11 protein-coding genes and 1 pseudogene are annotated in these 11,274 nt (G+C 66.5%); 4 read left to right on the forward strand and 8 right to left on the reverse strand.

The window, feature by feature from the left end; translation table 11 throughout:
• Nucleotides 1–62 precede the first annotated feature (62 nt).
• The 4 genes from AC5Y2S_RS00965 to AC5Y2S_RS00980 all read right to left on the reverse strand — a co-directional run bounded on the left by AC5Y2S_RS00965 (nt 63) and on the right by AC5Y2S_RS00980 (nt 3,060).
• A complete protein-coding gene (locus AC5Y2S_RS00965) occupies nt 63–1,316 on the reverse strand; it encodes a cytochrome P450 (protein ID WP_499953228.1) in 1,254 nt (417 codons plus the stop codon).
• A 1-nt stretch (nt 1,317) separates the two neighbouring features.
• Nucleotides 1,318–1,512, reverse strand: a complete 195-nt coding sequence (locus tag AC5Y2S_RS00970; RefSeq protein ID WP_499953230.1) for a ferredoxin — start codon at nt 1,510–1,512, stop codon at nt 1,318–1,320.
• Between the two features lie 9 nt (nt 1,513–1,521).
• Nucleotides 1,522–2,187: a TetR/AcrR family transcriptional regulator gene (locus AC5Y2S_RS00975; RefSeq protein ID WP_499953232.1), complete on the reverse strand. Its 666-nt coding sequence runs from the start codon at nt 2,185–2,187 to the stop codon at nt 1,522–1,524.
• A 63-nt stretch (nt 2,188–2,250) separates the two neighbouring features.
• On the reverse strand, nt 2,251–3,060 hold the full coding sequence (locus tag AC5Y2S_RS00980; RefSeq protein WP_499953233.1) for an SDR family NAD(P)-dependent oxidoreductase: 810 nt from the start codon (nt 3,058–3,060) through the stop codon (nt 2,251–2,253).
• A gap of 137 nt (nt 3,061–3,197) precedes the next feature.
• Between AC5Y2S_RS00980 and AC5Y2S_RS00985 the strand changes: the two genes are divergently transcribed.
• The 4 genes and pseudogenes from AC5Y2S_RS00985 to AC5Y2S_RS01000 all read left to right on the forward strand — a co-directional run bounded on the left by AC5Y2S_RS00985 (nt 3,198) and on the right by AC5Y2S_RS01000 (nt 7,295).
• Complete coding sequence (locus tag AC5Y2S_RS00985; protein WP_499953235.1) at nt 3,198–3,965, forward strand: SDR family oxidoreductase; 768 nt, start codon at nt 3,198–3,200, stop codon at nt 3,963–3,965.
• Nucleotides 3,966–3,988: 23 nt separating this feature from the next.
• Nucleotides 3,989–4,732 (forward strand): SDR family NAD(P)-dependent oxidoreductase, encoded by a 744-nt coding sequence (locus AC5Y2S_RS00990; protein ID WP_499953237.1) that lies wholly within the window; start codon nt 3,989–3,991, stop codon nt 4,730–4,732.
• 6 nt (nt 4,733–4,738) lie between these two features.
• Nucleotides 4,739–5,602 carry an ABC transporter substrate-binding protein gene (locus AC5Y2S_RS00995; RefSeq protein ID WP_499953238.1) on the forward strand — a complete coding sequence of 288 codons (864 nt, stop codon included), beginning with the start codon at nt 4,739–4,741 and terminating at the stop codon, nt 5,600–5,602.
• 89 nt (nt 5,603–5,691) lie between these two features.
• Nucleotides 5,692–7,295 (forward strand): annotated as a pseudogene (locus AC5Y2S_RS01000) (multicopper oxidase family protein).
• Here the strand turns inward: AC5Y2S_RS01000 and AC5Y2S_RS01005 are convergent.
• Genes AC5Y2S_RS01005 through AC5Y2S_RS01020 form a run of 4 tightly spaced genes read right to left on the reverse strand, consistent with a single transcriptional unit; the run spans nt 7,283 to nt 11,265 of the window.
• Entirely contained in the window at nt 7,283–8,119 is an 837-nt protein-coding gene (locus AC5Y2S_RS01005; RefSeq protein WP_499953240.1) for an alpha/beta fold hydrolase, read from the reverse strand. The pseudogene AC5Y2S_RS01000 and the gene AC5Y2S_RS01005 overlap by 13 nt on opposite strands.
• A gap of 13 nt (nt 8,120–8,132) precedes the next feature.
• Nucleotides 8,133–9,125: a cyclase family protein gene (locus AC5Y2S_RS01010; RefSeq protein ID WP_499953241.1), complete on the reverse strand. Its 993-nt coding sequence runs from the start codon at nt 9,123–9,125 to the stop codon at nt 8,133–8,135.
• The gene (locus AC5Y2S_RS01015; protein ID WP_499953243.1) at nt 9,113–9,940 is read right to left on the reverse strand and encodes a coniferyl-alcohol dehydrogenase; all 828 of its coding nucleotides are present in this window, start codon (nt 9,938–9,940) and stop codon (nt 9,113–9,115) included. Before AC5Y2S_RS01015 ends, AC5Y2S_RS01010 begins: the two co-directional genes overlap by 13 nt.
• A gap of 20 nt (nt 9,941–9,960) precedes the next feature.
• A complete protein-coding gene (locus tag AC5Y2S_RS01020; protein ID WP_499953244.1) occupies nt 9,961–11,265 on the reverse strand; it encodes an LLM class flavin-dependent oxidoreductase in 1,305 nt (434 codons plus the stop codon).
• Between the last annotated feature and the right edge of the window lie 9 nt (nt 11,266–11,274).

Raw genomic sequence — 11,274 nt, forward strand, 5'->3', positions numbered from 1 at the left:
TTTGAGTCGTCATCGTTGACCCTCCATTCGGGATAGGCATTTCTGGGAGTAATCGGGCCGGTTCACCAGGTCACCGGCAATTCGTAGACGCCGTAGGCGAGCCGGTCGTGTTTGAACGGCACCTCCTCGAACGGGATGCCCAACTCCAGCGTCGGGACGCGGCGGAACAACGTGCGGTAGATGATCTGCAGCTCCGCGCGGGCGAGCTGTTGCCCGACGCACTGGTGCCTGCCGTAGCCGAACGCGACGTTGCGATCCGCCCCAGACCGGTGCAGGTACAGCCGATCTGGCTCGGTGAACGCCCGCGCATCCCAGTTCGCCGGGGCAAGGTCGATGATGATGCCCTCGCCGGCCCGGATGACCTCACCGGCGACGTTGATGTCTTCGAGGGCCACGCGGCGCTGGCCGTTCTGGATGATGCTGAGGTAGCGCAACAGTTCCTCGACCGCGTTCGCGACGATCTTGGGGTCCTCGGCATCGCGGATGACGGCCAACTGGTCTGGATTCTGCAGCAGCGCAAGCACGCCCAGCCCGACCATGTTCGCGGTGGTCTCGTGGCCCGCGATCAGCAGCCCGGTGGCCAGCTGCGCGGCCTCTTTGACGCTGAGTTCGCCGGCTTTGACTCGCTCGGCGAGATCGGACACCGCGTCTTCTGATTCTTTTGGAGGCTTCGCCATCCGGGCCTCGACCAGCTGCGCGAGGTACTTGTTGAGGTTCATCGCGCCCTTGACGGTGTCCTCCCCCGTCGCGTAGCGCGCAAGCCCGACGTTGGCGTGATGCTGGAACATCTCGGCGTCTTCGTACGGCACCCCGAGCAGCTGGCTGATCACCAGCGACGGGACCGGCAGCGCCAACGCGGTAACCAGATCCGCCGGCTGCGGTCCGGCGAGCATCGCGTCGATGTGGTTGTCGGTGATCTGCTGGATGCTCGGCCGCAATCCCTCAACCCGCTTGAACGTGAAGGGCTTCGACAGCATCCGCCGGAAGCGGGTGTGTTCCTCGCCATCGGAGGTGAAGACCGACCGCGGGCGCTTGTGCACGGTGGACAACATGCCCTCGTTCCAGTGCGGAAACCCCGGCGTGCGGTCATCGACGCTGACCCGGGAGTCGGAAAACAGTTCGCGCACTTGGTCGTATCCCGTGATGAGCCACGGCGTGCTGCCGTCCCAAATCCGGACCCTGGACAGCGGCTTGGCCTCGGCGAGCGCCATCACGTCCGGAGGCGGCGCGAAGGGGCAGCCGGCGTCGCGGGCCATCGGGTATTCCGGGATCTGTTGATCTGTCTCGGGTTTCGCGCTCGTCAAGGTGTCCGACATTTCATTCCTCGATGTGGATGGCCAGTGCGGGGCACGCCGCGGCCGCACGGCGTGCGCCCTCGGTCTGCTCGGCCGACGGATTCGGATTGAGCAACACGACGACCCCGTCGTCGTCGCGCTGGTCGAACACCTCGGGCGCATTCATGACGCAGTTGCCCGACGACGCGCAGGCGTTCTGGTCGACAGTCACCTTCATCGCCGATCCCTATTCGTCCGGCGTCACGGGCGCCAGCCACAGGCCGACGATGGCGTCGATGAGCCCGGATGCGGCGGCGCGCCAAGACGATTGGTGCATCGTGGAACCCGCCGCCAGCGCCCGCTCGCGATCGGCGCAGGTGTGCATCAACAAATTGCGGGCCATGATGTTGCGCTCGAACCGAACCTCGGCCGGCAGGTCGGGCAGGCAACCGTTGATCCCGTCGACGACCTGGACCAGCGACGGCGAGCTGAGCGCCCCCTTGACGATGATGTTGTAGTAGGCCGGGTCCGTCATCGCCTGCGCCGCGAAGCGCGCGTACCAGGTCGGGTTCCCGAGCTCCGCGAGGTGGTCGGTGAGTGGGCGCACCAGGCAGGCGACCCAGTCCCGCATTTCGATGGAACTGCGCGACTCCAGCAGCTCGGCCACCATCTGTTCGCGCAGCTCCTCGACGGGCCCGCGATGCTTCTGCTCGATGGCGCGCACCAGGTCGGCCTTGGTACCGAAGTGGTAGCCCACCGCGGCGTTGTTGCCCTGCCCGGCCGCCTCGCTGACCTGGCGGTTCGACACGGCGAACATGCCATGCTCGGCGTATAGTCGCTCGGCCGCCGCCAGGATCGCCTCCTGGGTGGAGCTGGCCCGCTCGGTGCGAACGGTCCTGCCTGCGGTCGTCATTCCGCTAGTCAACCCCGTTCCTCACTTTAAGTCAAGCGCTTGATTTAATTGACACCGAGCGGGTCATTCCTTGCGTTTGGACCGGATGACCTTCCCCGCGACCGTCCCGCCGTCGACGGGCAGCACGGTCCCGGTGACGTAGCGGGACCGATCACTGGCGAAGTACAGCGCCGCCTCCGCGATGTCGTCGGCCGTCCCCTCGCGCTTCAACGGCCGGTCGGCCCGCATCGTCTCGCGAATCCCGGCCTCATATCGCTCGAGCTCCGCGGGATCCATATCCACCGCCGACGCCTTCAACAGTGGCGTGGGGATGTTGCCCGGCGCGATGGCGTTGACCCGAATCTCGTAGTACGCCAATTCGATTGCCGCGGACTTGGTGAACTGGATGACCGCCGCCTTGGAGGCGCGGTAGGTCATCACGCCGCCGCCGGCCTGGATTCCACCGATCGACGTCATGTTGATGATCGACCCCCCGCCGTGGGCGGCCATGTGCCGAGCGGCATCTCGGGTACCCGCCATCACGCCCAGCACGTTGACCGCCATGATCCGATGGAAGTCGGCCAGGTCGTCCTCGAGAAACCGGCGGTGCATGGTGCCCGAGACCCCCGCGTTGTTCACCATGACGTGCAGGCCGCCGAACCTATCGACGGCCGCCGCCACCAGCGCCCCGACCTGTTCGGGGTCCGAGACGTCCGTGCGCTGGAAGAACGCGTCGGGTCCCAGCGCCGTCGCCAGCGCCTCGCCCCGGTCGGCGTCGACGTCGGCGATGACGACCCGCGCGCCCTCGGCGACAAACTTCTCCACCGTGCCGCGGCCGATGCCCGATGCCCCGCCGGTGACGACGGCTACCTTGCCCGCCAGATCGTTGACCACACGACGAGTTAATCGGCGTCGGCCGCGTTAAGTCAAGCAGTTGATTTAAGGGCAGGGGCAACGGCGCCTATCCGGGTCCGAGCGGAAGTGGAATGCTGAGTTGGCCACTTCATCGGCTACCTCGGGAGGGATCGGATATGAAGGTCTTGGTTATCGGCGGCACCGGACTCATCGGCTCGCAGGTCATCGCCAATCTCACCGAGCTGGGACACGAGGCGATCTCGGCCTCGCCGCGCTCGGGCGTCGACTCCGTCACCGGCGAGGGCGTCGCAGAAGCCATGGCGGGCGTGGACACGGTGGTGGACGTGGCCAACTCGCCATCCTGGGAAGACGACGCCGTACTGCACTTCTTCACCACCTCTTCCCGTAACCTCCTCGCCGCGGAGAGCGAGGCCGGTGTGCGGCACCATGTCGCGCTCTCGATCGTGGGCGCGGACCGCACTCAGGACAGCGGCTACATGCGCGCCAAGGTCGCCCAGGAGAAGGTGATCGAGGAATCCGGAGCCCCGTATTCGATCGTGCGGGCGACGCAGTTCTTCGAATTCGTCAGCGGGATCGCCGATTCGGCGGCCGACGGCGACACGATTCGCCTGCCGCATGCGGCGTTCCAGCCCATCGCCGCCAAGGACGTCGCCACGGCAGTCACCCAGGCTGCGATCGGCGATCCGACCAACGGCATCACCAACATCGCCGGCCCCGAAAAGCTCGGCATGGACGACTTCGCCCGCGCCAGCCTGGCCGCGGACGGCGACGCCCGTCAGGTCGTCACCGACCCCACGGCGCCCTACTACGGTGCGGTGCTGGACGACCAGAGCATCGTTCCCATCGACGGCGAAGACCCGACGATCTACCCCACCCGCTTCAGCGACTGGAAGGCCTCGCACGCCTCGAGCGGCGCGCAGTAAGCCAACGCGGAGGATCGACGCTGATGCCTCGGGTTGCCTTGATTACCGGTGCCAGCCGCGGCATCGGTGCGGCGACGGCACGGGTTCTCGCCGAACGCGGCTTTCGGGTGGCAGTCAACCACCGCGCCAGCGCCCGGGAGGCCGAGGAGGTGGTCGCCGGCATCGCGTCGGCCGGCGGCGAGGCCGTGGCGATCCGGGCCGATGTCACCGCACCCGGTGACGTCTCGGGCATGGCCGACGAGATCGCGAGGCGCTGGGGCGGGGTGGACGTGCTGGTGCACAACGCGTTGATCCCGTTCGTCGTCACCTCGTTCGCCGACCTCACCTGGGAGCAGCTCGGCGGCAAGCTGGACAACGAGCTGCACGCCGCTTATTCGCTGACGAAAGCCGTTGTGCCGGGCATGATTTCCCGTGGGTTCGGCAGGCTGATCTTTCTCAGTACCGGGCTCTCGCGGCATCCGCGCGACGGGATGATCGCGCTGGGCACGGCCAAGGCCGCCCTGGACCAGTTCGTCCGCTACGTCGCGCTCGAGCTGGCGCCGCACGGGATCACCGCGAACCTGGTGGCGCCGGCCACCGTCAGCGGAACGAGGGTGACCGGGCAACTTTCGTCGGAGCGGATGGATCAGCTCGGTGAGGCCGCACCGATGGGACGGCTCGTCACCCCCGACGAGGTGGCCCACACGATCGCGTTCTTGGCGAGTGAGGATTCCGGTTTCACCACCGGGCACTATCTGCCGGTCAACGGCGGCCTTGCGATGGACTGACCGGCCATGGACACGATCGACCTGGCCTACGTCGGGCGCGGCATCCACGAAGAACTGGTCGCCTACATCGCCGACCAGGAGGGTTACTTCCACGACGAAGGCATCCACGTCGCCGTGCGGGACGGAATCAACTGGGATACAGAGCGTCTGCGCTCCTGCGCGACGATCGGCCTCGGCCGTGCCGTTCTGTCGCGGCTGACCCACGGCATCGAATGGGCGGTGCTGAGCGTGAACACCCACCGCCCGCTGTTCTGGTTTCTCGGCGGCCCCGGCGTGTCCACCATGGCGGACCTTCGCGGGCGCCGGCTCGCCGTACACGCCCCGCACACCGCACCGGGTTGTTTCGCGCGAATCGTGTTGCGCCAGCATGGTCTCGACCCCGATCGCGATCTTGAGTGTGTGGTGCGATCCCCGGGTGACTACCAGATGGATCTGCGGCGGCTGCGCGACAAATCGATCGACGCCGCCTACGTCGGCAGCACGCTTGCGCCGGAGCAGGTCGCCGAGGAGGAGGGCTTCCATACGCTGGCGTGGGTCGGTGACTTTTTCGAGATCCCCACCGTCGGAGTGGCGGTGGACGCAAGCCGCCTCCAGCCCGACAGCCCGGCGGTGCAGGCGGTGGTGCGGGCCAATCAACGCGCGCTGCGGACCATGGCCGACCGACCCGAGCTAGCAATCGATTACCTAGCCTCGTTTCTGAACCGGCTGACGCGCGATGAGGCGCAACGCCACTACGAGCGCTACATCGGTCCGCACTTCACCGCCGACGGCCGGGCGGACCTCGACATCGCCCGGCGCGCGGTCGACGCCGTCGCGGCCGAACTCGGTGTCGCCTCGATACCGGCGGACCGGATCTACCGGACGGTCTGAGCGCGCACGAGCCGGACTTGCGTTCCGGCCAACGGCCGAGCACGGTATAAGTCGTCAGGGGCGATTCGACCCGAGACGAGGAGTGCTCAATGCCCGTGCCGCCCACAAGGGGGGTCCCCTTCGACGCAGCGCGGCTGACCCGCCGCGGCTTCATGGCGGCGGGCATCGCCGGCGGACTCGCGCTGGCGGCCTGCAGCCAAACCAAATCCCAAGTATCGAGCGCCGCAGCGCAAATGGCCGCCGCCATCGACGCGGCCGAGCAGGCGCGGCCGCATAGCGGTCACACCGTCACCGCGAGCCTGACTCCCCAGCAGGCCGAGATCGATCTCGGTGGGCCGATCGCCCGTACCTTCGCCTACGGCAACAACATCCCGGGCCCGCTGATCCGGGCCAACGTCGGGGACGAACTGGTCATCAAAGTCTCGAACAAGCTAGACCATCCGACGTCGGTGCATTGGCACGGCATCAGGCTGCGCAACGACATGGACGGCGCCGAGCCCGCCACTCCGAACATCAATGCCGGCCAGGACTTTACCTACCGGTTCTCCGTCCCGGATCCGGGCACCTACTGGGCCCATCCGCATGTGGGCCTCGAAGACGACCTGGGCTTTATTTGCCGCTCATCATCGACGATCCGACGGAGGGTGCCTACGACGCCGAATGGGTTGTCGTCCTTGATGATTGGACGGATGGCGTCGGGAAGAGCCCGCAGCAGCTCTACAGCGAGCTCACCAGTCCTGACAAGCCGAGCCGCTCGAACACGCCGACGACCCCGACGACGTCGACGACCGCGACGTTTCCCACCACCTCAACAACGTCGATGACGCAGACGTCCGGCATGCCAGAGATGCCTGGAATGTCCGACAACGGCGGCAGTAAGAGCGATCTACTCGGCGGCGACGCCGGAGACATCGGTTACCCCTACTACCTGATCAACGGCCGAATCCCGGCGGCGCCCACGTCGTTCAGCGCGAAGCCGGGACAGCGCATCAGGATCCGTCTCATCAACTCCGGCGCAGACACCGCGTTCCGTGTCGCGCTGTCCGGCCATTCGATGACGGTCACGCATACCGATGGCTATCCCGTGGTGCCCAAGCAGGTCGATGCTCTGCTCATCGGCATGGCCGAACGCTACGACGTCGTCGTCACGGCCGGCGACGGCGTCTTCCCGCTGGTCGCACTCGCGGAAGGGAAGAACGCCCTGGCACGGGCCCTGCTCACCACCGGCACCGGCAGCCCTCCCGACCCGCGATTCCAACCGGCCGAACTCGACAAGCTGGTGGGCACCGTCGGGATGTTCACCGCAACGTCACCCGCCAACCTGGGTCGGGCCGAACCGGGACTTAACCTGCCGGTGGTCTTGGGCGGCAACATGATGCAGTACAACTGGACGATCAACGGCGAGCCGTACGGCAAGACCCGTCCGCTGCAGGTTCGACAGGGTCAACGACCGACCCTCTCATTCAACAACACCACGATGATGTATCACCCAATTCACCTGCACGGTCACACTTTTCAGATGGTTAATTCCGACGGCAGCGCCGGTGCACGGAAGGACACCGTGATCGTGCTGCCCGGGCAGAAGCTGGACGCCGTGCTGATCGCCGACAACCCCGGCACATGGGTCATGCACTGCCACAACAACTATCACCAGGTGGCCGGGATGCAGACCCTCATGAACTATGTCGTCTGACTGCCGATGGCGGCAAGAAACTCCAGCAGCAACTCGTTGACCGCCGACGGCTGCTCGATCTGCGGGCAGTGACCGGCCTTGGCCACCACCACCGCGCGGGCACCGTCGATCTGCTTAGCGATCTGGTCGGCCCAGCCGGACGGGAGGAGTTTGTCGTCGCCCCCCTCGATGACGAGCGTCGGCACGTTGATGCGCTCGTAGGCGCGCGTGCTCGTCGGGGTCGAGGAGGGCGCGGCGTCGGGGCGACGAAATCGGGCCGCCGCCACCGCCTCCCATGCGCCGGGGATGGTGCTCGATTCGTAACGCCGCCGGACGTAGTCCTCGTCCGCCGGGTAGCCGGGGTCGTGGAACAGCGCCTCGACGATGCGCCGCATCGCCGGGAGTGTCGCGTCGTACTGTTGCAGCGCATCGAAATGCCGGTTCTGCTGGATCTCGCCTCCCCCGCAGATGATGACCAGGCTGCGGACCGGCAGCAGCGGCGTGTCCGAGGTGGCGTCGGTGAGCAGGTTGATGGCGCCCATCGAGTTGCCGACGAAGTGCGCGGAGCCAACGCCAAGCTCCTCGCAGAATCGCGCCACGTGCCGAATCCGCATCCGGCGCCCCTCGACGAAGTCGATGACCTTCGCCGATTGCCCGAACCCCAGCTGGTCCGGAGCCAGGACGCGATATCGCGCCGCCAGCGCGGCGATGTTGCGCTCCCAGCCGAGTTCTGCGCTGGCGCCGAATTCGCCTCCGTGCAGCAGCACCACCGGGTCGCCTTCGCCCGCCCCCAGGTAGCTGGTGGTCAGGCCGTCGACGAGCAGGGTCTTGCGGTGAATCTCCAATCGCCCGCCTTCTCTACTTGATCGCGATCGGGTTCACCGGGGAGCCAACGGCCCCAACGACTCTCAGGGGCGGGGCGACGAGCTGAAACTCGTATACGCCATCCGCGGCGCAATCGTCCGCCAGCGCGGTGAGGTCCCAGTACTCGCCGAAAATCATTCCCATGTCACGTAGGCAAAGGCAATGCAAGGGGAAGGTGATGCCGTCGACTCCGGACACGAGGTCTTCGACCTGAAGATTGTCGGCGGCGACCGCCGCGATCTCGTGGTCATGCAGCCACTGGGCACATCGCCAATCCAGCCCGGAATAGCCCTCCGTCTTGTTGCCGGTTATGAGAAACCTTGTCCACCAGCCGGTCCGGATCAGCACGATGTCGCCCCGCCCGATTGTCACGCCCTGGGCGCGAACCACGTCGTCGAGTTCCTCCGGCGAGATCGGGTTTCCGGCTTCGAGGAAAACCTCCGCACCGCGGTGGCGAACCAGGTCCAGCAGCACACCGCGAGACGTGATGCCCTTACCGTCGACCTTGTCGATGCCGCAGCGGAAGGCCCCCATGCTGGTCACCGAATCCGCCGGGAAGCCGTTGTAGAGGTGATCGTCGTAGTAGACGTGCGACAGCGCATCCCACTGGCTGGCCGCCTGCAACGGCATGATGATGATGTCGTCGTTGAAGCGGAACGGATTGTCGGCGGTCATGTAGCGACTGAGCTGATGCGCCAACGGGTTACGCGGCCACTGGGGACCGTACTTGATCAGCGTGTTCACATCGCCGCCGTCGACGGTCATGATGTGCACGGGATTGTGCCGAAATTCGAAGGCGCCCTGCGGGCCTGACGCACCGAAGTCGACGCCGAGTGGGAACACCTTGCCGTGCCGGACCAGGCTCGCGGCCTGCGCGACCTTCTCCGCGGTGATGAAGTTCAACGTGCCCAGCTCGTCGTCGGCACCCCACCGTCCCCAGTTGGAGACGTCGCGCGCGACTCGCCGGAAGTCGGTTAGGTTGGCCACGGCGCTCCTTCCTCGAGCTCACGGGCGATCGCCGCGCCCACGTTCCCGCCGTCGACCCACAACACCTGGCCGGTAACGTAGCTGGCCGCGCGGCTATTCAAAAACAATAGGACCGCGGCTTGTTCGGCCGGCTGCGAAACGCGCCCCAATGGCTTGGGAATGTCGTCCAAGAAGCCCTGCCCGTACGCCGTGCGCAGCTGGTCGAGGATCGGGGTTTCGGTGACGCCGGGGCCGGTGCAGTTGATGCGGATGCCGCGCGCGCCAAGGGGTGCGGCGTTTCGCATGGTGTAAAGGATGATCGCCTCTTTGGACAGTTGGTAGGCCCCGCCGGCGAGCGCGTCGGGGTGCGCGTCACACCAGTCGATGCCTTCGGACATCGTCGCCGTGTTCAGCAGCGGCGCCACCGCGTGCACGTGGTCGCGGTACGCCGCCGCGGCCAGTGACGAGACGCTGACAATCGACGACCCCGCGGGCATCTGGTCGATCAGCGCCTCGGTGAGCTGCCGCAGCCCGAGGAAGTTGATGGTGACGACCAGCTTGGGGTCGCCGATCCCGGACGAGACGCCGGCCACGTTGAACAGCGCGTCGACCGGCCCCTCGACGCAGGCCACCGCCCGATCGATCGAGACCGGATCGGCGAGATCAACCTCGTGAAACCCGTTGAGCTCGAAGGCCGGACGGCGCTGGTCCAGCCCGACGACGTCGGCCCCGAGTTCGCTGAGCTGGCGCACCACGTGTTCGCCGATGCCCGAAGCGCAACCGGTCACCACGGCGCGGCGGCCGTCGTAGCGCCACAGATCGTCGATGTGTCCCACGGCTCAATCCGCTTCCGGCGTCACTTGCCGTTCTCTTGCTCCTTGGCGCGCCGCGCCGCCTGCACGCGGCCCTCGTTGATCTCCGCCATGGCCTCGGGGATCTCGCTGGCGGTGAACTTGTCGCGGCCGGTGGGCAGGCCACCGAAGGCGTAGGTTTCGTCGAACAGCGGTGCGGTCGACTTCGGCCGGCGCGCCTCGACCTTCTCGATGACCGGTGCAAGCCGCTTGGCCTTGACCGCCACGGCCTTCTGGTCACGCTCGATGAACTCCGGCAACACCTCTTTGCCCATCAGCTCAATCGATTCCATCGTGCCCTCGTGGCTGCGCGGGTTGAGCAGCAGGATGATCTCGTCGACGCCGCTCTCCTCGTAGCCGCGCAGGAATTCGCGCACGGTGGCCGGGGATCCGATGGCGCCCCGTCCGGGCCCGTAGGCCAGCGTTGGGTCCTTCTCGACCTCCTCGAGGTACCGCTTCCACACTCCGGTCCGGCCGGGGACGTGCATCCCGGTCAGGTAGTAGTGCATGATCCCGAACGAAAAGAATCCGCCGCCCTGCCCCAGCCGTTGCAGGGCCTCCTCCTCGGTCTTGGCGACCATCATGGAAAGGTCACCACCGATGGCCAGGATGTTCGGGTTGATCTGCGGCGTGATGGGCACGCCGTTTTCCTCGAACTCCTTGTAGTAGCCGTTGACCCGGTCGGTCAGCGGCCCGGGACCGGTGTACGCGAAGCTCAGTGCACCGATGCATTTTTGGGCGGCCATCTGTACGCTCGCCGGCCGCGTGCAGGCCACCCAGACCGGCGGATGCGGCTTTTGCAGCGGCTTGGGAATGACGTTGCGCGGCGGCATTTGGATTTGATCACCCTTGAAACCGGTGAACGGCTCCTCGATCATGCATCGGATCGAGACCTCGAGGGCCTCCTCCCACTGTGCGCGCTTGTCGGCGGGATCGACGTCGAATCCGCCGAGTTCGCCGACGGAGGAACCTTCCCCGGTGCCGAACTCCACCCGCCCGTTGGAGAGCAGGTCGATGGTGGCGATGCGTTCGGCGACTCGCGCGGGGTGATTGACCGCGGGCAGCAGGTGCATGATCCCGAACCCGAGCCGGATGTTCTTGGTCCGCTGGCTGGCCGCGGCCAGGAAGATCTCCGGCGCGGTGGAATGGCAGTACTCCTCGAGGAAGTGATGCTCGGTGAGCCAGACGGTCGAGAACCCCGCCTTGTCGGCGGCCTCCACCTCGTCGAGGCAGTCCTGCAACAGGACGTGTTCGTCGCCCGGGGCCCACGGTCGCGGCAGGGCGAACTCGTAGAACAGCGAAATTTTCATTGATTACCT

This window comes from Mycobacterium sp. NGS69, from assembly GCF_059812165.1.